At 74.6% G+C, this 21,011-nt stretch carries 27 protein-coding genes; 24 read left to right on the top strand and 3 right to left on the bottom strand.

The window, feature by feature from the left end:
- Positions 1-157: 157 nt before the first annotated feature.
- From I8N68_RS10710 to I8N68_RS10765, 12 genes are all read left to right on the top strand, one after another.
- A complete protein-coding gene (locus I8N68_RS10710) occupies positions 158-859 on the top strand; it encodes a cell division protein SepF (RefSeq protein ID WP_200209739.1) in 702 nt (233 codons plus the stop codon).
- A gap of 34 nt (positions 860-893) precedes the next feature.
- A complete protein-coding gene (locus tag I8N68_RS10715) occupies positions 894-1,199 on the top strand; it encodes a YggT family protein (protein WP_200209862.1) in 306 nt (101 codons plus the stop codon).
- A gap of 41 nt (positions 1,200-1,240) precedes the next feature.
- Positions 1,241-2,044 carry a DivIVA domain-containing protein gene (locus I8N68_RS10720; protein WP_200209740.1) on the top strand — a complete coding sequence of 268 codons (804 nt, stop codon included), beginning with the start codon at positions 1,241-1,243 and terminating at the stop codon, positions 2,042-2,044.
- 74 nt (positions 2,045-2,118) lie between these two features.
- Entirely contained in the window at positions 2,119-2,754 is a 636-nt protein-coding gene (locus I8N68_RS10725) for a hypothetical protein (RefSeq protein ID WP_200209741.1), read from the top strand.
- Positions 2,742-3,068, top strand: coding sequence for a DUF167 domain-containing protein (locus I8N68_RS10730; RefSeq protein ID WP_234039322.1), 327 nt, complete (start codon positions 2,742-2,744; stop codon positions 3,066-3,068). The genes I8N68_RS10725 and I8N68_RS10730 overlap by 13 nt, the downstream gene beginning before the upstream one ends.
- A gap of 22 nt (positions 3,069-3,090) precedes the next feature.
- A complete protein-coding gene (locus I8N68_RS10735; protein ID WP_200209742.1) occupies positions 3,091-4,593 on the top strand; it encodes a potassium/proton antiporter in 1,503 nt (500 codons plus the stop codon).
- Positions 4,594-4,827: 234 nt separating this feature from the next.
- A complete protein-coding gene (locus I8N68_RS10740; protein ID WP_007463005.1) occupies positions 4,828-5,247 on the top strand; it encodes a TraR/DksA family transcriptional regulator in 420 nt (139 codons plus the stop codon).
- A 66-nt stretch (positions 5,248-5,313) separates the two neighbouring features.
- Positions 5,314-5,937 carry a signal peptidase II gene (gene lspA, locus I8N68_RS10745; protein ID WP_200209743.1) on the top strand — a complete coding sequence of 208 codons (624 nt, stop codon included), beginning with the start codon at positions 5,314-5,316 and terminating at the stop codon, positions 5,935-5,937.
- Positions 5,934-6,878 carry an RluA family pseudouridine synthase gene (locus I8N68_RS10750; protein ID WP_200209744.1) on the top strand — a complete coding sequence of 315 codons (945 nt, stop codon included), beginning with the start codon at positions 5,934-5,936 and terminating at the stop codon, positions 6,876-6,878. The genes lspA and I8N68_RS10750 overlap by 4 nt, the downstream gene beginning before the upstream one ends.
- 34 nt (positions 6,879-6,912) lie before the next feature.
- Positions 6,913-7,860: a hypothetical protein gene (locus I8N68_RS10755; protein ID WP_372433696.1), complete on the top strand. Its 948-nt coding sequence runs from the start codon at positions 6,913-6,915 to the stop codon at positions 7,858-7,860.
- Positions 7,861-7,959: 99 nt separating this feature from the next.
- Complete coding sequence (locus I8N68_RS10760; RefSeq protein ID WP_200209745.1) at positions 7,960-9,546, top strand: MinD/ParA family ATP-binding protein; 1,587 nt, start codon at positions 7,960-7,962, stop codon at positions 9,544-9,546.
- 47 nt (positions 9,547-9,593) lie between these two features.
- Positions 9,594-10,502, top strand: a complete 909-nt coding sequence (locus I8N68_RS10765) for a DUF2567 domain-containing protein (RefSeq protein ID WP_307812757.1) — start codon at positions 9,594-9,596, stop codon at positions 10,500-10,502.
- Here the strand turns inward: I8N68_RS10765 and I8N68_RS10770 are convergent.
- The gene (locus I8N68_RS10770; protein WP_200209746.1) at positions 10,417-11,121 is read right to left on the bottom strand and encodes an LON peptidase substrate-binding domain-containing protein; all 705 of its coding nucleotides are present in this window, start codon (positions 11,119-11,121) and stop codon (positions 10,417-10,419) included. The genes I8N68_RS10765 and I8N68_RS10770 overlap by 86 nt on opposite strands.
- Positions 11,122-11,227: 106 nt before the next feature.
- Between I8N68_RS10770 and hisD the strand changes: the two genes are divergently transcribed.
- The 12 genes from hisD (at position 11,228) to hisF (ending at position 19,516) form a co-directional block, all read left to right on the top strand.
- Positions 11,228-12,550, top strand: a complete 1,323-nt coding sequence (hisD, locus tag I8N68_RS10775) for a histidinol dehydrogenase (RefSeq protein WP_200209747.1) — start codon at positions 11,228-11,230, stop codon at positions 12,548-12,550.
- Positions 12,547-13,617 carry a histidinol-phosphate transaminase gene (locus tag I8N68_RS10780; RefSeq protein WP_200209748.1) on the top strand — a complete coding sequence of 357 codons (1,071 nt, stop codon included), beginning with the start codon at positions 12,547-12,549 and terminating at the stop codon, positions 13,615-13,617. Before hisD ends, I8N68_RS10780 begins: the two co-directional genes overlap by 4 nt.
- On the top strand, positions 13,617-14,228 hold the full coding sequence (hisB, locus tag I8N68_RS10785) for an imidazoleglycerol-phosphate dehydratase HisB (protein WP_200209749.1): 612 nt from the start codon (positions 13,617-13,619) through the stop codon (positions 14,226-14,228). Before I8N68_RS10780 ends, hisB begins: the two co-directional genes overlap by 1 nt.
- Before the next feature lie 58 nt (positions 14,229-14,286).
- The gene (locus tag I8N68_RS10790; RefSeq protein ID WP_200209750.1) at positions 14,287-14,445 is read left to right on the top strand and encodes a CG2302 family histidine operon protein; all 159 of its coding nucleotides are present in this window, start codon (positions 14,287-14,289) and stop codon (positions 14,443-14,445) included.
- The gene (gene hisH, locus I8N68_RS10795) at positions 14,445-15,068 is read left to right on the top strand and encodes an imidazole glycerol phosphate synthase subunit HisH (protein ID WP_200209751.1); all 624 of its coding nucleotides are present in this window, start codon (positions 14,445-14,447) and stop codon (positions 15,066-15,068) included. Before I8N68_RS10790 ends, hisH begins: the two co-directional genes overlap by 1 nt.
- Before the next feature lie 127 nt (positions 15,069-15,195).
- Positions 15,196-15,519 carry a hypothetical protein gene (locus tag I8N68_RS10800; RefSeq protein WP_200209752.1) on the top strand — a complete coding sequence of 108 codons (324 nt, stop codon included), beginning with the start codon at positions 15,196-15,198 and terminating at the stop codon, positions 15,517-15,519.
- Positions 15,520-15,535: 16 nt separating this feature from the next.
- Complete coding sequence (gene priA, locus I8N68_RS10805; protein ID WP_200209753.1) at positions 15,536-16,264, top strand: bifunctional 1-(5-phosphoribosyl)-5-((5-phosphoribosylamino)methylideneamino)imidazole-4-carboxamide isomerase/phosphoribosylanthranilate isomerase PriA; 729 nt, start codon at positions 15,536-15,538, stop codon at positions 16,262-16,264.
- Positions 16,261-16,674, top strand: coding sequence for a Rid family hydrolase (locus tag I8N68_RS10810; RefSeq protein WP_200209754.1), 414 nt, complete (start codon positions 16,261-16,263; stop codon positions 16,672-16,674). Before priA ends, I8N68_RS10810 begins: the two co-directional genes overlap by 4 nt.
- A 79-nt stretch (positions 16,675-16,753) precedes the next feature.
- Positions 16,754-17,200: a MarR family winged helix-turn-helix transcriptional regulator gene (locus I8N68_RS10815; RefSeq protein WP_200209755.1), complete on the top strand. Its 447-nt coding sequence runs from the start codon at positions 16,754-16,756 to the stop codon at positions 17,198-17,200.
- A 1-nt stretch (position 17,201) separates the two neighbouring features.
- A complete protein-coding gene (locus tag I8N68_RS10820; RefSeq protein WP_200209756.1) occupies positions 17,202-17,633 on the top strand; it encodes an organic hydroperoxide resistance protein in 432 nt (143 codons plus the stop codon).
- 43 nt (positions 17,634-17,676) lie between these two features.
- Positions 17,677-18,675, top strand: coding sequence for an NADP-dependent oxidoreductase (locus I8N68_RS10825; protein ID WP_200209757.1), 999 nt, complete (start codon positions 17,677-17,679; stop codon positions 18,673-18,675).
- 73 nt (positions 18,676-18,748) lie between these two features.
- Positions 18,749-19,516 carry an imidazole glycerol phosphate synthase subunit HisF gene (gene hisF / locus I8N68_RS10830; RefSeq protein WP_200209758.1) on the top strand — a complete coding sequence of 256 codons (768 nt, stop codon included), beginning with the start codon at positions 18,749-18,751 and terminating at the stop codon, positions 19,514-19,516.
- A gap of 106 nt (positions 19,517-19,622) precedes the next feature.
- Here hisF and I8N68_RS10835 read toward each other — a convergent pair whose 3' ends face one another.
- Positions 19,623-20,084, bottom strand: coding sequence for a hypothetical protein (locus tag I8N68_RS10835; protein WP_200209759.1), 462 nt, complete (start codon positions 20,082-20,084; stop codon positions 19,623-19,625).
- 218 nt (positions 20,085-20,302) lie between these two features.
- Positions 20,303-20,989: a membrane protein YczE gene (gene yczE / locus I8N68_RS10840; protein ID WP_200209760.1), complete on the bottom strand. Its 687-nt coding sequence runs from the start codon at positions 20,987-20,989 to the stop codon at positions 20,303-20,305.
- Positions 20,990-21,011 lie beyond the last annotated feature (22 nt).

The raw sequence follows: 21,011 nt of genomic DNA on the forward strand, positions 1-21,011 counted from the left end.
TCAGGAACGGCATCCCGTTGTCGGGGGCCATGGCGGGCGGACCGCGAATCGCACGCCAGGGGATTGCTGATCCGGTCCGGTGGGCATTGGTTGTCCACTCGTGATCAAGCGACACGGCACGGGGGCGCGTGCCGCACGGCGGACGGAAGGGCGCGGGATGGGTGCACTGCGCAAGGCGGGGGTCTGGCTCGGTCTGGTCGAAGAAGACGACGAGCGGGGCTACGAGGACGGTGGCTACGACAAGGGCGGCTACCGCGATTCGCGTTACCGGTCGAGCCGTTACTCCGAGGAGTTCGCCGACGAGGAGGACGACGAGTCCGAGGAGCCGCGGGCGCGTAGCCGGGTGGGCGACCGGGGTCGGCTGAGCGAGCGCGGGTCGAGCCGGGCGGCTGAGGCCGACCGGGCCGAGGTCGAGCGGGCGGAGCGGGCCGAGCGGTCCGAGCGGTCCAGCGTCCGGTCGATCACCCGGTCGGGCGGCGGCGAGACCTCGGGCGCGCTGACGTACCACACCCGGGACAATCTGGCCCTGGCGCCGCAGGTCCAGCCGCGGGAGCGCGCGGTGGTGGCCGAGGAGGAGCAGCGATACCAGATCACCACGCTGCACCCGACCACCTATCGCGAGGCGCGCACCATCGGTGAGCACTTCCGCGACGGCGTGCCGGTGATCATCAACCTCACCGAGATGGACGAGGCGGATGCCCGCCGGCTGGTTGACTTCGCCGCCGGGCTGGCGTTCGGGCTGCGCGGTACGATCGAGCGCGTGACCAACCGGGTGTTCCTGCTCTCACCAGCCAACGTCCAGGTCACGGCGGAGGACAAAGCCAAGATCGCCGAGGGCGGCTTCTTCAGCCTGAGCTAGCCCGCCCGACCGAGGGACGTCGCCTGTGTTGACCGTGTTGTCGATCCTGTTCCAGGTGTTGTACCTGCTCGTATATTTCTTCCTGCTCGTACTCTTGGCCCGATTTGTCCTCGGGGCCGTTCTCGCGTACGGTCGCCGCTGGCAACCGGGACGGGGAGCATCGGCGGGACTGGAATCGGTGTGGAGCGTCACTGATCCGCCCCTGCGGACGTTGAGGCGTGTGATCCCACCACTGCGAATTGGTACCGTGAGCATCGACCTGGCCTCACTTGTGCTCCTGGTTATCCTGTTCGTGCTGATGAGGTTTGTGTTAGAGCCGCTGATCTGGGAGTTTTCCTGAGCAGCACGCTTTCGCGGCCGCAACTGACCCGAGGAGTTTCGATGCCGCTGACCCCGGCCGACGTCCACAACGTCGCCTTCAAAAAGCCGCCGATCGGCAAGCGGGGGTATGACGAGGAGGAGGTCGACGCCTTCCTGGACGAGGTCGAGCGCGAGCTCGCCCGCCTGATCGAGGAGAACAACGAGCTGCGCGCCCAGGTGGAGCGCGGCGGTCGCGGCCCCGTTCCCGCCGGCCCCGGCGGCGACGCCCGTCTCGCGGCCGAGCTCAACGACGTCAAGGCCCAGCTGGACCGGGTGCAGCGCGACAAGGCGGCCGCCGAGCAGGCGGCCCGGGCGATGCAGGCCGAGCTGGAGCAGGTCCGCGCCCAGGGCGGCCCGGCCGCCGCCGGTGACGGCGAGCAGCAGGCCCTCCGGGTGCTGATGATGGCCCAGCGCACCGCCGACGACCACGTGTCGGACGCGCGCCGCGAGGCCGACCAGCTGCTCTCCGAGGCCCGTTCCAAGGCCGAGGAGGTCACCCGCGAGGCCCGCGCCAAGGCCGACGCGCTGGAGCGCGACGCCCGCCAGCGGCACCAGGAGGCCATGGGCGGCCTGGACGCCAAGCGGACCGCGCTGCAGAAGCACATCGAGGAGCTCAAGCAGTTCGAGCGCGAGTACCGCACCCGGCTCAAGGCGTACCTGGAGAGCCAGCTGCGGGACCTCGACGGCCGGGCCCAGGGCCTGGAGGCCGAGGTCAACCGCACCGAGGGCAACCGCTCCGGTGCTGGTAGCAACGGCCTCGCCGCCGCCAGCCTCGCCGGCTCGTACGGTGGCGGTCGCTCGGGCTCGCTCGAGTCCGGCCGCTGATCCCGCCGTCGGCGGCCGTCCCCGCGACGGCCGCCGACCGCTCGCAGACCGACCCGATGCGGCGGGGGTGAGCCGTGATAGTCGCCAGCATCCTGCTCATCCTCGTCGCCGTCGTGCTCCTGGTCGCCGGGTTGGCCGGCGGGTCCAGTCAGCTGCTGATCATCTCCATCGCGGCCAGCCTGCTGGCCGCCGTCGCTCTCGTCGTGGGCGCCCGCCAGGCGACCGCCGGCCGGGCGACGGATCGGACGGCGCCGCGCCGGGGCTGGCCCACCGGGTCCCGCACCGCGCACGGTGCGCCGGCTCGGGAGCCGTCGGAGGGGACCGCCTACGGCCCGCCGGCGCAGGAGCCGGACATTCCCGTTCAGCACGTTCCCCCGACGGTCGGCTACGGGTGGCGGCAACCACCCGAGCCCCCGTCCGGGTCGGACCTGCGACCGAGGCCGGCGCCGGGGCCGGGCACCGACGAGGTGCCGGTCGACGAGCCGGACATCCAGCAGGTCGGGGCCGAGGAGGCCGCCCTCGTCGCCCAGCTGTCCACCCCGGTCCACGTGGTGCAGGGCAGGCCCCGATACCACCTCGCGACCTGTCCGCACCTGCTCGACCGGCCGCCGTCCCGGATGCCGGTGGCCGAGGCGGTCGAATTCGGCTTCACCCCGTGCGCCCGGTGCGCCCCGGTCAGCGCCCTGCTCGCCGACGCATGGCCGAGCTGAGCGTCCCGGTGGCCATGGACGACACGCTCACCGTCGCCGTACGGGTCAAGCCCGGTGCCTCCCGGACCCGGGTGGGTGGCCGCTTCGACGGCCCGCACGGTCCGGCCCTGGTGATCGCCGTGCACGCCCCGGCGGTGGACGGCCGGGCCACCGAGGCGGCCCGCCGTGCGCTCGCCGACGCGCTGGGCGTACGCCCGGCGGCGGTGTCGCTGCGCACCGGCGCGGCCAGCCGCGACAAGCTCTTTCTGGTCGACCGGGTGTCGTCGGAGCTGCCCGGGGTGCTGCGCCGGCTCCGCGACGGATCGGCCGAGTGAGGGCCGCCCGGGCCGGCCGCGGATGACCCCCGGGCTGGATCTCGCGCTGCTGGTCGGCGCGGCCGTCCTGCTCGTGGCGGTGGGCGCGGTGCGCTTCTCCACCCGCCTCGGGGTGCCCAGTCTGCTCGTCTACCTCGCCCTCGGGGTGGCGATCGGAGAGGCGGGCCTTGGCATCCGCTTCGACGACGTCGAGCTGACCCGGGTGCTCGGGTTCTGCGCGCTCATCGTGATCATCGCGGAGGGCGGGCTCAGCGCCCGGTGGAGCACCCTGCGCCCGGTGCTCGGCCTGGCCGCCGTGCTCTCCACGGTCGGCGTACTGGTCAGCATCCTGGTCGTCGGCCTGGTCGTGCATCTGCTGCTCGGCCTGGACTGGCGGCTGGCGCTGCTCTACGGCGCGGTGCTCTCCTCGACCGATGCGGCGGCCGTCTTCGCCACCCTGCGCCGGCTGCGCCTGCCGCCGCGGCTGGTGGCCACCCTGGAGGCGGAGTCGGGCATGAACGACGCCCCGGTGGTGATCCTGGTGGTGCTGCTGTCCCGGGCCACCCCCGCCGCGCATCCCTGGTGGTCGGAGGCGTTGCTGGTCGGGTACGAGCTGGGCGTCGGCGCGGCGGTCGGGGTGGCGGCCGGGATCGCCGGCCGGTGGGCGCTGCGCCGGGCCGCGCTGCCCTCGGCGGGGCTCTATCCGATCGCGGTGGTCGGCTTCACCGTGCTGGCGTACGCCGCCGGGTCGGTGCTGCACGCCTCCGGCTTCCTCGCCGTGTACGTCGCCGGGGTGCTGCTCGGCAACGCCCGGCTGCCGCACCGCCAGGCCATCCTGGGCTTCGCCGACGGGTTGGCCTGGCTGGCCCAGATCGGCCTGTTCGTGCTGCTCGGCCTGCTGGTCTCGCCGAGCCGGCTGGACGCCGCGGTGCTGCCGGCGGTGGTGGCCGGCCTGGCCCTGGTGCTGGCCGCCCGGCCGCTGTCGGTGGCGATCTCCGCGCTGCCGTTCCGCTTCGCCCTGCGCGAGCAGGCCTTCCTGTCCTGGGCGGGGCTGCGCGGGGCGGTGCCGATCGTGCTGGCCACCATTCCGCTGTCGGAGCGGGTGCCGGGGGCGGACCGGCTCTTCGACGCGGTCTTCGTGCTGGTGGTGATCTTCACGTTGGTGCAGGCCGGCACCCTCGCCCCGGCGGCCCGCCGGCTCCGGGTGACGGCGCCGGCGGAGGCGGCCGAGATCCGGGTCGATACGGCGCCGCTGGAGCGGATGCGGGCGGATCTGCTCCAGCTCGAGGTGCCGCCGGGCTCCCGGCTCGGTGGGGTGCACGTCGACGAGCTGCGGCTGCCGGTGGGCGCCTCGGTGACCCTGGTACTGCGCGACGGGACGGGCTTCGTGCCCGGGCCGGACACCCGTCTCAAGGTCGGCGACAGCCTGCTGATCGTCGCCACCGCGGAGGTGCGGGACGAGGCGGAGCGGCGGCTGCGGGCGGTCAGCCGCCGGGGTCGGCTGGCCCGATGGTTTGGCGAGTACGGCGAGGATCCGGACGAATAATCTGCTAGCGTTCCTTTTGCCCCGATTGGTGGCTGTCCGGGGCTGAATAACGGAGCAACGGTGCGGCACGTTGTCGGACGCCTGTACGTTCCGTATTCTTGCCACCCTCCGGAGTGCGCGGCCCTCGTCGCCGTGCGCCCGTTTTGTACACGGGGACGCCCACGCCGGTGGCCCCTGCCCAGTTACCGCACCGCACCGCCGACCGCCGCACATCCGCGGCTGAGGGAGCTGACCATGGCGAAGCCAGCCGACACCAGGACCGCCGGCCGCAAGCCGGTGGCGAAGGCCACCCGCAGCGCGGCGGAGACCGAGAAGATCCGGGCGGCCCTGGCGGCCCGGCGCGACGAGCTGCGCGCCGAGTACGATCAGACGTTGAGCGAGATCACCGAGCTGCAGCGCGACCGGCTGACCGACTCGGCCGGGGACGACCAGGCCGACACCGGCACCAAGACGTTCGAGCGCGAGCAGGAGATCTCACTCGCCAACAGCATTCTGGAAAGGATCACGCAGGTCGAGCGCGCCCTGGAGCGGCTCGACGAGGGTGGTTACGGCTGGTGCGAGCGGTGCGGCAACCCCATCCCGGTGGAGCGGCTGGCCGCCTTCCCGTCGGCCACCCTCTGCGTGACCTGCAAGCAGCTGGAGGAGCGGCGCTAGGACCGCTCCCCGGCGGCGGAGTGGAGACGGTGAGCGATCACCGCCAAGAGCGTCGATGGGGAGCAGATGACCGCAGCACCGCCCGCCGGAGCCGGCACCGCTGAGACGGGCGGCGGCACGCCCCGACCTCGGGCGATCGGGGTCCTCCTCGGCGTCGCCCTGGTCGCGCTCGTGGCCGACCTGGTCACCAAGCAGTGGGCGCTGACGGCGCTGACCGGCCGGGGGCCGGTGTCGCTGCTCGGCGGCGCCGTCTACCTCACCCTGACCCGCAACAGCGGCGCGGCGTGGAGCATCGGCTCCGGCCACACCTGGATCTTCCCGCTGATCACCATCGGCGTGATCGCCTGGATCGGCTGGATGGCCGTGCGGCTGCGGTCGATGCCCTGGGCGGTCTCCCTCGGCCTGGTGCTGGGTGGGGCGCTCGGCAACCTCACCGACCGGATCTTCCGCGCCCCGGGCCACTTCGTCGGCCACGTGGTCGACATGGTCAGCCTCTTCGACCCGTACGGGCAGGTCTGGCCGGTGTTCAACCTGGCCGACAGCTCCCTGGTCTGCGGGGTGGTCGTCGCCGTGGTGCTGGAGCTGACCGGCCGGCAGCGCGACGGCCGCCGGGCCGGTGACGAGCCCGCCGGCACGGCGGCGCCCGACGTCGGGGCGACCACCGGCAGCGAGCAGCGGGGGCGGGCATGACCTCGGCCTTCGCCGCCGGCGGCGACCACCGCTCCCTGCCCGTGCCCGACGGCCTCGACGGGATGCGGCTGGACCAGGCCGTGTCCCGGCTCTTCGGGCTCTCCCGCACCGCCGCCGCGGCGCTGGTCGACGCGGGGGACGCGCTCGTCGACGGCACGGTCCGGGCCAACTCGCACAAGGTCAAGGCCGGCTCCTGGCTGGAGGTGACCCTGCCCGCCCCGGTCGCCCCGCCGACCGTGATCCCGCAGGCCGTGCCCGGCCTCACCGTGGTCTACGCCGACGACGACATCGTCGTGGTGGACAAGCCGGTCGGGGTGGCCGCCCACCCCAGCCCCGGCTGGACCGGCCCCACCGTGATCGGTGGGCTGGCCGCGATCGGCCACCGGATCTCCACCAGCGGGGCCGCCGAGCGGCAGGGCGTGGTGCACCGGCTCGACGTGGGCACCACCGGGATCATGGCGGTGGCCAAGAGCGAGCAGGCGTACACCGCGTTGAAGCGGGCCTTCAAGTACCGCGAGGTGGAGAAGCGCTACCACGCCGTGGTGCAGGGCCACCCCGACCCGCTGCGCGGCACCATCGACGCGCCGATCGACCGGCACCCGCACCACGACTACCGCTGGGCGGTGGTGACCGGCGGGAAGCCGAGCATCACCCACTACGACACCCTGGAGGCGTTCCCGGCGGCGAGCCTGCTCGACGTCCGGCTGGAGACCGGCCGCACCCACCAGATCCGGGTGCACTTCTCCACCATGCGCCATCCGTGCGTGGGCGACCTCACCTACGGCGCGGACCCGACCCTCTCGGCCCGGCTGGGGCTGAGCCGGCAGTGGCTGCACGCCCGCTCGCTGACCTTCGCGCACCCGCGCACGGGCGACGAGGTCAGCTTCGTCAGCGACTACCCTGACGACCTGGCGCGGGCGCTGGAGATCCTGCGCGACTGACCGCCGCGCCGACCCGCCGACGCCCGACGAGGGGATGCCCGTGCCCGCCGCCGTACCGCCGCGCCCGCGTCGCCGGCTGTCGAGGTCCGCGGCGCTGACCGGAACGGCGCTGCTGTGTGCGGTCGCGGTCCTGGTCACCGCCGCCCGCACCGAGCGGCGCGAGCCGGTGGGGGACCGGACCGTCGGCGAGGTCACCCGGGTCGGCGTGGCCGCCGGCGCCTCCGTGCCGGCGTACCTGCGCGCCGCCGCCGACGAACTGGCCCGGCTGACCGACGCCGAACCGCCGGCGACCGGCACGTACGCGCTGGTCTCCTTCTCGGCGTACCTGACCCCGCAGCGGGTCGCGGCGACCCTGGGCGGGGCGCCGGTCTCGGCGGTGGTCGCCCGGGTGCCGCTGGCCGGCCGGCAGACCGAGATCGTCCGGGTCGCCGCGCTGCGCGTGCCGCAGGACGTGGTCGCCGGGATGGCCGAGGTGGCCGAGCGCAAGGACCGGGAGGCCGCCGACTACCGGACGCGCGCCGCGGCGCCCGCCGCGTCCGCCGACCCCGAGCTGCGCCGGCTGTACGACACGGGTGCCCGGGTCGCGGCCGAGGAGGCGGCGGCGTACCGTTCGGGCTGCGCCTGCGTGTACGCGGCGGTGATCCGCACCACTGCGGACGGGCTCCGCGGTCTGGCGGCCCGGCCCGGGGTGCGGGCCGTCGACCCGGCGCCGGAGGTCATCCGGCTGGACCGGACGGTCTTCACTCCGCCGCTGCCCGAGCAGCGCGATCTGGCCCGGCCGCCGGCCGACGCGGCGCTGACCGGGCCGTCCGGCACGCCCGCGCGCGATGTCCCGGCGGTGGGCGATTCGTCGGAAGCCGCACGCAGCGTGAGCGGTCCCTCACCCGGCTCGGGCGGGCCCGCGCCGGGCGGAGCACCGGCCAGCACCGCCCCGACCTCCCCGGACGCGGCCGGCGGTGGCGCCGGGGCGGCACACCGGTGAGCATGCCCACCGGGGGATGTGCGCGGACGGGTGTGGTCCGAATAGGGTTTCGTTCGTAGCCTGTCAGGCGGAGATCGATGTGGCTGGGGAGGGCGAGCCTTGGACGGCAGCGAAACCGGCTGGGGCCGGCAGGCTGAGCCGGCACCGCGGTGGCGGGCGCTGCTCGACCGGGCCCGGCTCGGCGGCCGTGGCGCGGAGCAGGCCGAGGCCGACCGCCGTGCCGATGAGCCGTCGGCGCCGCCTTCCGATCCGCTGCCCGGCCCGGCCAGCGGCTGGTCCGGGCGGGCACCGGCGATCGGGCATCCCGCCGAGCTGTCGTACGGCGCCGATCCCGGCTACCGGGTGGGGGCGAGCTACCGGGTCGAGCCGGCCTACCGGGTCGACCCCGGCTACCAGGCCGAGCCGCACTACCGGGCGGAGCCGTCGTACGGCGCGCCGCCGGCCCATCCGGCGGAGCCGTCCTACGGCACGGAGCCGTCCTACGGCACGGAGCCGTCCTACGGCGCGGAGCCGTCCTACGGCGCGGAGCCGTCCTACGGCGCGGAGCCGGCGTACCGGGCCGAACCGGCGTACCGGGCCGAACCGGAGCCCGGCTACCCCGACCGCGAGCCGCGCCGGGGGTCCGCCTCCGTCGAGTCGCGGTACGCGGTCCTGGACAACGGCTACCAGCACGATCCCCCGCCGATCGAGTCCCGGTACGCGTTGCTGGACAACGGCGGCTACCGCCCCGAGACGTACCAGCCGGCGGAGCCGGCCTACCAGCCGCCGGAGCCGGCCGCCCCGGCACCGGCCAGTTACCCGCCGCCGGCGGTCGCCGACGGCTATCCGGCCCGGATCGAGTCGGCCCGCGTCGAGTGGCGGGCCCCGGCCCCGGAGACCGAGCTGGAGCGGGCCGCCGGCGTGCTCCGCCGCGAGCTGGGCACCCCCCGGGTGGTCGCCTTCGCCAACCCCAAGGGCGGGGTGCACAAGACCACCGCCACCGTGCTCGCCGCCGCCACCGTGGGCAGCGTCCGCGGCCGCGGGGTGCTCGCCTGGGACGACAACGAGCTGCGCGGCACCCTCGGCCTGCGCGCCGGCAGCGCCCGGCACGCCCGCACGATCCGGCATCTGATCAGCGACCTCGCGCAGATCGAGATCCTGGAGGGCGACACCCTGCTGCACCACCTCGACGACTACCTGCGGCACGCCTCCGACGGCTCGTACGACGTGCTGGCCGGGGAGGAGAGCCCGCGGTTCGCCCAGCGGCTCGACCAGTTCACCGTCAAGCGGGTGCTGGAACTGCTGCGCCGCACCCACGACGTGGTCTGCGTGGACACCGGCAACAACGTGGAGAGCCCGAACTGGCGGACCGTGATGCAGGCCGCCGACCAGCTCGTGGTGACCACGGTGCCGCGCGAGGACGCCGCGTTCAGCGCGGACTGGATGCTCGACCTGCTGCACGAGGTCGGGATGGGGGAGTTGGCAGACAACGCGGTCACCCTGATCTCCTGCCCGACGCCGGGCCGGACGTCGCTGCAGGACGACCTGGAGCGGCACTTCGCCACCCGGACCCGGGCGGTCGCCGTGGTGCCGTACGACCCGGCGCTGGAGACCGGCTCGTCGATCGAGTACCACCAGCTCCAGCCGGAGACCCGGCAGGCCTGGCTCAAGGCGGCCGCGGTGATGCTGGAGCCGTTCGCCCGCTGACCGGCACCGCCGCCCCGGGACGGGCCGGAGCCTGAGAGGATCATCGGGTGAGTTCGGACACCCCTGACCCCGAGCGGGCCGCGCACCGGCCCGGCGAGCCCGGCCGCCCCGCCGCCCAGCCGGAGCCCGCCTGGCCGGCCGTCGACCCGTCCGCCGGCCTGCCGGTGCCGGCCGGCACCCCGGCCGCCGCACCCGGGGCCGACCCGTTCGCCTGGGCCGGCCCGGGAGCCGAGCACCGCCCGGCGGCGGTCGCCGGGTCCGCGGTGACCGCCCGCCCCGCCCGGGGGATCCGCCGCACCGCCGCGCTGACCCTCGGCATCGCGATCCTGCTCACCGTCCTGGGCGCTCCGCTGGGGCTGCTCTGGGCGGTGGTCGCGCCGGACACGCCGGTGCTGAAGACCGCCGAGGGGGCGATCTACGCGACGCCCCAGCCGGAGCAGCCGATCGCCGCCGACGGCTGGTTCAGCCTGCTCGGGCTCGGCTTCGGGGTGCTCGCCGCGATCGCGCTCTGGTTCCTGCTGCGCCGCCGCCGCGGCCCGGTCGGCCTGCTCGCCGGCACGCTGGGCGGCCTCGGCGCGGCGGTGGTGGCCTGGCAGGTGGGGCGGCGGATCGGCCTGTCCACGTACCAGCGGCTGCTGGACAGCGCGCCGGACGGGCGGGCCTTCACCAAGCCGGCCGACCTGCGGGCCGGCGGCGTGGACTGGCTGCTCGGCGTGCTGCCGGTGCCGCACGGCGACCTGCTGCTGCCCGCGTTCGGCGCGGCCGTGACGTACACCCTGCTGGCCGGCTGGTCCCGGTGGCCGTCGCTGCGCCCCGAGCCCGAGCCCTACCCGGCCTGGCCGCCGGTCGGCCCGGCCGCCGGCGGGCCGCTCAGTTCGGCGCCGGCGGACCGGCCAGCTCACTCAGTGGCACCGGAACCGCCCGGACCTGACGCAGCAGAGCCGCCTCGCGGCTGAGCAGCCGCAGTTCGGCGCGGAGCCGGCCGGCGGTGTCGTCGATGGCGAGCAACCGCTGGCGGTCGGCGACGGTCAGCGCGGCCGTCGCCGCGACCAGGTGCGACAGCACCGTGGGGTCCTCCGGCAGCTGCTCGGAGATCTCCTCCGGATCGGGCCGGATCAGCCCCAGGTACTGCCGGAAGACCGAGATCACCCGGGCGGCGAGCAGATCCGCGACCTCGTCCGTTCCGGTCGCCTCGGGCAGCCACTCCACCTCGGCGGTCAGGTACGGCGCGGAACGGTCGTCGACGTCCGCGATCCGGAACCGCCGCCGGCCCACCGTGACGATGTCGAACCCGCCATCGGCCAGCTCGGTGACCTGCCGCAGCTCGGCGGTGCAGCCCACCTCGTGCAGCGTCACGTCCCCGGCGGCGGGGGCCGGCTCGCCCGGCGGCCCGGCCGGCGCGACCTCCCAGCCGGCCTGGATCGCCACCACGCCGAACTCCCGCGGCGCCCCCTCGGGCAGGCCGACCAGGTGCCGGACCAGGGCTCGGTAGCGCTCCTCGAAGATGTGCAGCGGCAGCACCAGGCCGGGGAAGAGCACCGTCCCGAGCGGAAACACCGGCAGCCGCGCAGTCACGCGACGAGCGTATCCCGATCACGACCCGGCGGCGTGTCCCGGCTCACCGTCCCGGCCTCCGGGCGGCGCGGGTCGGCCTCCGCACCGGCCGCCTAGACTCGCAAGGGTGTTGAATCGGATCGACCTGCGCGGCGGGGTCCGTGACCCGCGCCGCCTGCTGCCCCGTGCCCAGCTCGACGTGTCGGTCGCCGTCGAGCGGATCCGCCCCCTCGTGGCGGCGGTCGGGGAGCATGGGTACCCGGCGATCCGGGAGGCGAGCGAGCGGTTCGACGGCATCTCCCCGGAGCGGCTGCGGGTGCCGGCCGAGGCGATCAAGGAGGCCGAGGGGAGCCTCGACCCGCGGGTCCGCGCCGCGCTGCTGGAGTCCATCACCCGGGCCCGCAGGGTCCACGCCGACCAGCGGCGCACCGACCACACCACCCAGGTGGTGCCGGGCGGCACGGTGACCGAGCGGTGGGTGCCGGTCGACCGGGTCGGCCTGTACGTCCCCGGCGGGCTGGCGATGTATCCGTCGACCGTGGTGATGAACGTGGTGCCCGCCCAGGCGGCCGGGGTCCGCTCCCTGGTCGTGGTGAGCCCGCCGCAGAAGGACAACGGCGGCCTGCCCGACCAGCGGGTCCTCGCCGCGTGCGCGCTGCTCGGTGTCGACGAGGTGTACGCCGTCGGCGGCGCCCAGGCGGTGGCGATGCTGGCGTACGGGTCGGCCGTCGACCCCGACGGCGCGGAGCGCTGCGACCCGGTCGACATGATCACCGGTCCGGGCAACATCTGGGTCACCGCCGCGAAGCGGCTGCTGCGCGGCGTGGTCGGCATCGACGCCGAGGCCGGCCCGACCGAGATCGCCATCCTCGCCGACGACACCGCCGACCCGGCGCACGTCGCCGCCGACCTGATCAGCCAGGCCGAGCACGACCCCCTGGCGGCCAGCGTGCTGGTCACCCCGTCGGTCGCCCTCGCCGACGCGGTCGAGCGGGAACTGGCCCGGCAGGTGCCCGCCACCAAGCACGTCGAGCGGGTCACCACCGCGCTCACCGGCGAGCAGAGCGGCGTCGTGCTGGTCGACGACCTGGCGGACGGCCTGCGGGTGGTCGACGCGTACGCGGCCGAGCACCTGGAGATCCAGACCGTGGACGCCCGCGAGTGGGCGCTGCGGGTACGCAACGCCGGCGCCATCTTCGTGGGCGTCTGGTCGCCGGTCTCGCTCGGCGACTACTGCGCCGGCTCCAACCACGTGCTGCCCACCGGCGGCTGCGCCCGGCACTCCTCGGGCCTGTCCGTGCAGTCCTTCCTGCGCGGCGTGCACCTGGTGGAATACAGCCAGGACGCGCTGCGCGACGTCGCCGGGCACGTGGTCACCCTGGCGACCGTCGAGGACCTCCCGGCGCACGGCCAGGCGGTCAGCGTGCGCTTCGCGGAGGGCACGTCGTGACCACCCTGGACGACCTGCCGATCCGCGACGACCTGCGCGGGCTGTCGCCGTACGGGGCGCCCCAGCTCGACGTCCCGGTGCGGCTGAACACCAACGAGAACTCGTACCCGGTGCCCGAGCCGGTGGTGGACGCGATCGGCAAGGCCCTCGCGGCCGAGCTGCGCGACCTCAACCGCTACCCGGACCGGGACGCCGTCGCGCTCCGCGCCGACCTGGCCGGATACCTGGGGCACGGGCTGACCGTCGACCAGGTCTGGGCGGCCAACGGCTCCAACGAGATCCAGCAGCAACTGCTCCAGGCGTTCGGCGGGCCGGGGCGCGTCGCGCTCGGCTTCACCCCGGCGTACTCGATGCACCCGCTGCTGGCGCTCGGCACCGGCACCGGCTGGGTGCCGGCGCGGCGCGGCGCCGACTTCGGGTTGACCGCCGCCGACGCGGTGGCCCAGGTGCGTGCGCACCGCCCGGACGTGGTCTTCCTCTGCTCGCCGAACAACCCCACCGGCACCGCGCTCGACCCGGCCGTCATCGCCGCGGTGCTGGACGTGGCGCCCGGCATGGTGGTCGTGGACGAGGCGTACGCCGAGTTCGCCCGGCCGGGTACGGTGAGCGCCCTGGCGGTGCTGCCCGAGCACCCGCGGCTGGTGGTGACCCGGACGATGAGCAAGGCGTTCGGCTTCGCCGGTGGTCGGCTGGGCTACCTGGCCGCCGATCCGGCGGTGGTGCAGGCGGTGCAGCTGGTTCGGCTGCCGTATCACCTCTCCGCCCTCACCCAGGCAGCCGCCCGCGCGGCCCTGGCCCACCGCGGCGCCCTGCTCGGCACGGTCACCGCGATCATGGCGCAGCGCGACCGGATCGTCGCCGAGCTGCGCGCCCGGGGTCACCGGGTCGCCGACAGCGACGCCAACTTCGTGCTCTTCGAGGTGGCCGGCGACCAGGCCGCCGCCTGGCGCACCCTGCTCGACGCCGGCGTGCTGGTCCGCGACGTCGGTCTGCCCGGCTGGCTGCGGGTCACCGCCGGCACCCCCGCCGAGACCGACGCCTTCCTCGCCGCAATGGAGAAGCTCTGATGAGTCGCACCGCCCGGGTCGAGCGGATCACCAAGGAGACCAAGGTCCTCGTCGAGATCGACCTCGACGGCACGGGCCGGGCCGAGATCACCACCGGTGTCGGCTTCTACGACCACATGCTCAATCAGATCGCCCGGCACGGCGGCTTCGACCTCACCGTGCACACCGTCGGCGATCTGGAGATCGACGCCCACCACACGATGGAGGACACCGCGCTCGCCCTGGGCGCCGCGTTCGACCAGGCGCTGGGGGACAAGGCCGGCATCCGGCGGTACGGTTCGGCCACCGTCCCGATGGACGAGGTGCTGGTCCGGGCCGCGGTCGACCTCTCCGGCCGGCCGTACGTGCTGCACGACGAGCCGGCGCTGGCGCCGTACATCGGGCCGGTCTACCCGACCAGCATGACCCGGCACATCTGGGAGTCGTTCGGCCAGGCGGCCCGGATCACCCTGCACGTGGACGTGCTGCGGGCGGCCCGCCCCGGCGGCCACCCGGACGCCCACCACGTGGTCGAGGCGCAGTTCAAGGCGGTCTCCCGCGCCCTGCGCGAGGCCACGTCGATCGACCCGCGCAGCGCGGGCGCGATCCCGAGCACCAAGGGTGCGCTGTGATGAGCGCGAGGAACGCAGCCCGGCGGAGTGCCGCGGTCGCGAATGGAGGACGGCGCTGATGGCCACGGCGCTACTGATCCTCGGCGGCGTGCTGGTCGGCGGGGGCTGGTCGTTGTACAAGCAGGGCGCGCCGCGCGTGGCGGTGGTGGTGGTCGGTCTGCTGGCCGCGCTGGCCACCGCCGGCGGGCTGCTCCGGTTGCTACCCGGGGAGGGCTGATGGGCAAGCGGATCGTGGTGCTCGACTACGGCTCGGGCAACCTGCGTTCGGCCGAGCGCGCCCTGGAGCGGGCCGGTGCGGACGTCACCGTCACCGACGACCTGACCGCCGCCGCCGAGGCGGAGGGCCTGGTGGTGCCCGGGGTCGGCGCGTTCGCGGCGTGCATGGCGGGCCTCGAGGCCCTCGGCGCCGGCCCGGTCATCGCCGACCGGGTCGCGGCCGGCCGGCCGGTGCTGGGCATCTGCGTGGGCATGCAGGTGCTCTTCGCGCACGGCGACGAGCACGGCGTGGTGACCAAGGGGCTCGGGCTGCTGCCCGGCGGGGTGACGAAGCTGCCCGCCGAGCGGCTGCCGCACATGGGCTGGAACACCGTCCGGGCGCCGGAGGGGTCGGTGCTCTTCGCCGGCCTGCCCGCCGACAGCCGGTTCTACTTCGTCCACTCGTACGGCGTCAACGACGTGGCCGGGCTGGCCGCCGCGGGGGCCACGGTGACCACCGCGCACCACGGCACCGACTTCGTCGCGGCCGTGGAGTGGGGGCCGCTGTCCGCCGCCCAGTTCCACCCCGAGAAGTCCGCGGACACCGGCGCCGCCCTGCTGCGCAACTGGCTCGCCTCGCTGTGAGCGCGAGGAGTGAGCCGGTTTTGCGAGCCCCGCAGTCGCGAACCCCAACTGACGCGGTGAGCGCGAGGAGTGAGCCGGTTGTGCGAGCCCCGCAGTCGCGAACCCCACGACCCGCTGTGAGCGCGAGGTGAGCAAGGAGCGGGCCCGCCGCCGGGAGGCCCGCCAGTCCGTGCTGGAGGCCGAGCGGGTGGCCCGGCGCCGCCGGGTGGCCCGCCGCGAGCGCCGCCGGGCCGTCGTACGCCGGCTCACACCGAAGGTGCGGCGCGGCCGGACCGGCCGGCTGGCCCGGCACACCCGGGGTGAACGGGCCGCGATCGTGCTGCTCACCGGGGCGGCGCTGGCCGGGATCTGGTATTTCGTCGACGACCTGGCGCTGCGGCTGGCGCTGGTCGTGTTGTTGCTGCTGGTCCTGCCGGCGATCGTGGTGATCGCCCTGGACCGTCGTACCTGATGCGAGGAGAAGTACGTTGAGCCTCATCCTGTTGCCCGCCGTGGACGTCGCCGACGGCCAGGCCGTCCGGCTGGTGCAGGGCGCCGTCGGTAGCGAGACCACCTACGGCGACCCCGTGGAGGCCGCGCTGGCCTGGCAGGCCGACGGCGCGGAGTGGATTCACCTGGTCGACCTGGACGCCGCCTTCGGGCGGGGCACCAACGCGCACCTGCTCGCCGAGGTGGTGCGGCAGCTCGACGTGAACGTCGAGCTCTCCGGCGGCATCCGGGACGACGAGACCCTGCACGCGGCGCTGGGCACCGGCGCGGCCCGGGTCAACATCGGCACGGCCGCGCTGGAGGACCCCGAGTGGTGCGACCGGGTCTGCGGCGAGTACGGCGACCGGGTGGCGATCGGGCTGGACGTGCGCGGCCGTACCCTCTCGGCGCGCGGCTGGACCCGCGATGGCGGTGACCTGTACGAGGTGCTGGCGCGGCTCGACAAGGCCGGCGCCTCCCGGTACGTGGTGACCGACATCACCAAGGACGGCACCATGCGCGGGCCGAACCTGGACCTGCTCCGGGAGGTCTGCTCCCGCACCGACGCCCCGGTGATCGCCTCCGGCGGCGTCTCGACCCTGGACGACCTGCGCGCGCTGGCCACCCTGGAGTCGGTCGGGGTGGAGGGCGTGATCGCCGGCAAGGCGCTCTACTCCGGCGCGTTCACGGTCGCTGAGGCCCTGGAGACGCTGCGGACGGCGGCATGACGGCGGTCGCGGGGGACGGCGGGGCCGTCACCCGGCTCGGTTCGGGTGGCCCGTGGGAGGCCGTGTACGGCTACTCGCGGGTGGTCCGGGCCGGGCACCTGGCCTGGACGGCGGGCTGCACGTCCACCGTCGACGGTCGGGTGGCGCATGTGGGCGACGCCGCGGCGCAGACCGCGCAGGCGTTGCGGATCGGCCTGGACGCGCTGGCCGGAGTGGGTGCCGAGCCCGGCGATGTGGTCCGGACCCGGATGTACATCACCGACCGGGGCTTCGCCGACGAGGTGGGGCGGGCGCACAACGTGGTCTTCGGCGCGGTCCGCCCGGTGGCCACGATGGTGGTGGTGGCCGGGCTGATCGACCCGGAGCTGCTGGTGGAGGTCGAGTTGGAGGCCTGGCTCGGCGATCGGTGACCCGGCCGCCCAATGTGGGGCCGGCCACCTCGTACCGAGATGAGTTGTGCACAACTCGATTGCACGCTACGTTCTCTCCGTGACCGATGATCTGGTGCTGCGCCGGCAGGTGTGCTTCGCGCTCTACGCGGCGTCGCGCGCCCTCACCGACGTCTACCGGCCCATCCTCGACGAGCACGGCCTGACCTACCCGCAGTACCTGGTGCTGCTGGTGCTCTGGGAGCACGGCGAGGAGGCCCCCACGGTCTCCGAGCTCGGCGCCCAGCTCCGGCTGGACTCCGGCACCCTGTCCCCCCTGCTCAAGCGGCTGGAGGCGGCGGGCCTGGTGGTCCGCAACCGCTCGGCGCGCGACGAGCGCCGGGTGGAGGTGTGCCTCACCGGGCGGGCCCGGGACCTGCGACAGCGGATGGACCAGGTGCCGCTGCGGGTCGCCCAGGCCACCGGTCTCACCGAGGCCGAGCTGGTCGGCCTGCGCGACACCCTCACCCGGGTCACCGAGACGATCCACCGACACAAGGAGCAGTGACATGCAGGTGCTCTACACCGCCGCCGCCCGCGCCACCGGCGACGGCCGTGACGGCCACGTCCGCACCTCCGACGGCACGTTGGACCTGGACCTGGCGATCCCGAAGGAGATGGGCGGCGCCGGCGGCGCGGCCAACCCCGAGCAGCTCTTCGCCGCCGGCTACGCGGCCTGCTTCCACTCCGCGCTGCGCCTGGTCGCCCGCAAGGCCAAGGCCGATGTCACCGGTTCGGTGGTCGAGGCCGAGGTGGGCATCGGCCCGAACGGCAGCGGCGGGTTCGGCCTGACCGTGACCCTCGTGGTGGACCTCCCGGCGATCGAGCGGTCCGCCGCCGAGCAGCTGGTCGAGGCGGCCCACCAGGTCTGCCCGTACTCCAACGCGACCCGGGGCAACATCGAGGTCGCCCGCACCGTCCGCGAGGCCGCGTCGGCCTGAGCGCCGCCCCGGCCCGTTACCTCGCGTACGAAAGGACGCCCCCTTGAGCAGGCATCGTGAGATCCACCTGGCCTCCCGCCCCCAGGGCTGGCCGACCGCCGAGAACTTCCGCCTCGTGGAGACCGGCGTGCCCACCCCGGGTCCGGGCCAGCTCGTGGTCCGCAACCAGTTCATGTCGGTGGACCCGTACATGCGGGGCCGGATGAACGACGTCAAGTCGTACGTGCCGCCGTTCCAGCTCGACGCCCCGCTCGACGGCGGCGCGATCGGCGAGGTGGTGGCGAGCGAAGCCGAGGGGTTCGTCCCCGGCGACACCGTGCTGCACGGCCTGGGCTGGCGGGAGTACGCGCTGCTCGACGCGAGGGCGGCCCGCAAGGTCGACCCGAGCCTGGCGCCGGCGAGCGCGTACCTGAGCGTGCTCGGCATGACCGGCCTGACCGCGTACGCCGGCCTGCTCGACGTGGCCGCGATGAAGCCCGGCGACGCCGTCTTCGTCTCCGGCGCGGCCGGCGCGGTGGGCAGCATGGTGGGCCAGATCGCCAAGCTCCGGGGCGCGTCCCGGGTGATCGGCAGCGCCGGCTCGGCGGCCAAGGTCGAGCGGCTGAAGGCGCTCGGCTTCGACGCCGCGTTCGACTATCACGACGGCCCGGTGCGCGACTCGCTGAAGGCCGCCGCCCCGGACGGCATCGACGTGTACTTCGACAACGTCGGCTCCGAGCACCTGGAGGCGGCGATCTCCGCGCTGAACCTGCATGGCCGGGTCGCCATCTGCGGCATGATCGCGCAGTACAACGCCAGCGAGCCGCCGGCCGCGCCGCGCAACCTCGCGCTGCTCATCGGCAAGCGGCTCACCCTGCGCGGCTTCCTGGTCGGCGATCACGGCCACCTGCGTGACCAGTTCGTCCAGGAGATGTCCGGCTGGCTGCGCGACGGCAAGATCTCGTACGACGAGACGGTGGTCGACGGCATCGAGAACGCCCCGGAGGCGTTCCTCGGGGTGCTGCGCGGCGAGAACCTGGGCAAGATGCTCGTCCGGGTGTGACCGGGAACTCGTTCACGGCGGCCGGCCCGGTCGGGTCGGCCGCCGTGCCGTGCGGGTTGGATAGGCTCGCGGCATGACGGTGGCGGTACGGGTGATCCCGTGTCTGGACGTGGACGCCGGGCGGGTGGTCAAGGGGGTCAACTTCCTCCACCTGCGCGACGCCGGCGACCCGGTGGAGCTCGCGGCGGCCTACGACCGGGCCGGCGCGGATGAGCTGACCTTCCTCGACGTCACCGCCTCCTCCAGCGACCGGGGCACCATGCTCGACGTGGTACGCCGCACCGCCGAGTCGGTCTTCATCCCGCTCACCGTCGGCGGCGGCGTCCGCCAGGTCGCCGACGTGGACACGCTGCTGCGCGCGGGCGCGGACAAGGTCGGGGTGAACACCGCCGCCATCGCCCGGCCGGAGCTGATCGCCGAGATCGCCGACCGCTTCGGCCGGCAGGTCCTGGTCCTCTCCCTGGACGTACGGCGCGCGCCGGCCGGCACCACGCCGAGCGGCTTCGAGGTGACCACCCACGGCGGTCGCCGGGGCACCGGGATCGACGCCGTCGAGTGGGCGTGGCGCGGCGCGGAGCTGGGCGCGGGGGAGATCCTGCTGAACTCGATGGACGCCGACGGCACCAAGGCCGGCTTCGACCTGGCGCTGATCCAGGCGGTCCGCGCGGTGGTCGACGTCCCGGTGATCGCCAGCGGCGGCGCCGGTGAGGTGGCGCACTTCCCGCCGGCCATCGGCGCCGGCGCGGACGCGGTGCTCGCCGCCAGCGTCTTCCACTTCGGTGAGCTGACCGTCGGCGAGGTCAAGGACGCCCTGCGCGGAGCCGGCCACCCGGTCCGCTGACCACCAACTAGCCTCGGGCTCCGCGGCCATCGGCCCCGCGCCGAGCCGGTCGTCAGCGGGTGACGTCCGTGGTCGGGCCGGGCGGGACGGGCGGCCCGGAGTCGGGTCAGGGGCGGCCGGAGTGGCCCTCGGGGGAGCGGCGGGGCGAGGGGATGGAGCGGACGGCGTACTCCTGGACGGCGGCGGCGTGGTCGTCCTCGGCGAGGCTCCAGTCGGCGGTGCCCGGGGTGTGCCGCCGGCTCAGCACCCCCTGCACGGTGTCCACCGTGGTCGCCAGGCCGGCGCTGGGCCGGGTGCGCCACAACCGCTCGCCGTCCGGTGTGATCCGGAACCACCCGTCCGAGACGCTGACCAGCCCCGCCCCGGACAGCCGGCGGACCGCGCCTTCCACCTCGTGCCGTTCGGGGATCGACTGGTTGAGGTGGTCGGCGGTGGAGAGCACGTCAGTCAGGCGCACGCCCTCGGGCCGCCGGGTCGAGGCCGACCGGCGGTGCCGGCCGGCGCCGCTCGCGATGATTAGTGAGACGAAGATCCAGGCGTCGCTCCAGCGCCATCCGTTCTCCCCCATGCACGAATGATGCCCGGCGTTGACGGCGGAGAAAACACCCGGTTTTCCGTTCGGGCATCGCCGCAGGTCAGCACGGGTTCGGGCGATCCGGCCCGGTGGCGGTCGGCGTGCTCCCGGTGACGGAACGTGTTTGCGGACGCTCGGCAGCGGCCTCGGGGCGTCGGGTGGCCCGAGGGGAAGCACGGTGGCCGACGTGCCGGTCGGCTCCGGCGGAACGGTCAGGCCGCTTCGGTCGCCGGGCCGGCGGCACCGGCCGCGCAGGCCGCCGGGTCCGGAGTGGACGCCGCCGGCTCCGGCGCCGGGGCCACCGCGAAGAGCGGGATGAACAGCTGGGCCAGCGGCCCGATCGCGAGCGCGTAGGCGACGGTGCCGAGTCCGACGGTGCCGCCGAGCAGCCAGCCGAGCGCCAGCACCGTCACCTCGATGAGCGTGCGGACCAGCCGGATCGACCGACCGGGGCGTCGGGCGACGTACCCGGTCATCAGGCCGTCGCGGGGGCCGGGGCCGAGGTGCGCGCCGAGGTAGAGGCCGGTGGCGGCGCCGTTGGCCACGATCCCGACGACCAGCAGGCCGATCCGCACCGGCAGCGGTCCGCCGGTCGGCAGCAGCGCGAGGGTGGCGTCGACCACCAGGCCGATCACCACGACGTTGCTGACCGTGCCGAGGCCGGGGCGTTGCCGCAGCGGGATCCAGAGCAGCAGCACGGCGGCGCCCACCGCGATGGTGACGGTGCCGAAGGAGAGCCCGGTCTGCCGGGCGAGGCCCTGGTGGAACACGTCCCAGGGGTCGAGGCCCAGCTCGGACCGGATCATCAGCGCCATGCTCACCCCGTACAGGACGAGCCCGGCGTAGAGCTGGCTCAGCCGCCGGGTCGACCGGTACCGGAGATTGCCAATCGCTGCCATGCATGCCACCCTAGGGGCCAAT

This window comes from Micromonospora coerulea (assembly GCF_016598485.1).
GTDB classification, from domain to species: domain Bacteria; phylum Actinomycetota; class Actinomycetes; order Mycobacteriales; family Micromonosporaceae; genus Micromonospora; species Micromonospora coerulea.

What these genes read in the sequence shown, in the direction of transcription:
- yczE (WP_200209760.1), bottom strand. Translation starts at nt 20,989, where the DNA reads ATGGCAGCGATTGGCAATCTCCGGTACCGGTCGACCCGGCGGCTGAGC.
- I8N68_RS10755 (WP_372433696.1), top strand. Translation starts at nt 6,913, where the DNA reads ATGCCCGTGCCCGCCGCCGTACCGCCGCGCCCGCGTCGCCGGCTGTCG.
- I8N68_RS10730 (WP_234039322.1), top strand. Translation starts at nt 2,742, where the DNA reads ATGGCCGAGCTGAGCGTCCCGGTGGCCATGGACGACACGCTCACCGTC.
- I8N68_RS10820 (WP_200209756.1), top strand. Translation starts at nt 17,202, where the DNA reads ATGCAGGTGCTCTACACCGCCGCCGCCCGCGCCACCGGCGACGGCCGT.
- I8N68_RS10735 (WP_200209742.1), top strand. Translation starts at nt 3,091, where the DNA reads ATGACCCCCGGGCTGGATCTCGCGCTGCTGGTCGGCGCGGCCGTCCTG.
- hisF (WP_200209758.1), top strand. Translation starts at nt 18,749, where the DNA reads ATGACGGTGGCGGTACGGGTGATCCCGTGTCTGGACGTGGACGCCGGG.
- hisB (WP_200209749.1), top strand. Translation starts at nt 13,617, where the DNA reads ATGAGTCGCACCGCCCGGGTCGAGCGGATCACCAAGGAGACCAAGGTC.
- lspA (WP_200209743.1), top strand. Translation starts at nt 5,314, where the DNA reads ATGACCGCAGCACCGCCCGCCGGAGCCGGCACCGCTGAGACGGGCGGC.
- I8N68_RS10835 (WP_200209759.1), bottom strand. Translation starts at nt 20,084, where the DNA reads ATGGGGGAGAACGGATGGCGCTGGAGCGACGCCTGGATCTTCGTCTCA.
- I8N68_RS10790 (WP_200209750.1), top strand. Translation starts at nt 14,287, where the DNA reads ATGGCCACGGCGCTACTGATCCTCGGCGGCGTGCTGGTCGGCGGGGGC.
- I8N68_RS10810 (WP_200209754.1), top strand. Translation starts at nt 16,261, where the DNA reads ATGACGGCGGTCGCGGGGGACGGCGGGGCCGTCACCCGGCTCGGTTCG.
- I8N68_RS10720 (WP_200209740.1), top strand. Translation starts at nt 1,241, where the DNA reads ATGCCGCTGACCCCGGCCGACGTCCACAACGTCGCCTTCAAAAAGCCG.
- I8N68_RS10750 (WP_200209744.1), top strand. Translation starts at nt 5,934, where the DNA reads ATGACCTCGGCCTTCGCCGCCGGCGGCGACCACCGCTCCCTGCCCGTG.
- I8N68_RS10740 (WP_007463005.1), top strand. Translation starts at nt 4,828, where the DNA reads ATGGCGAAGCCAGCCGACACCAGGACCGCCGGCCGCAAGCCGGTGGCG.
- hisH (WP_200209751.1), top strand. Translation starts at nt 14,445, where the DNA reads ATGGGCAAGCGGATCGTGGTGCTCGACTACGGCTCGGGCAACCTGCGT.
- I8N68_RS10710 (WP_200209739.1), top strand. Translation starts at nt 158, where the DNA reads ATGGGTGCACTGCGCAAGGCGGGGGTCTGGCTCGGTCTGGTCGAAGAA.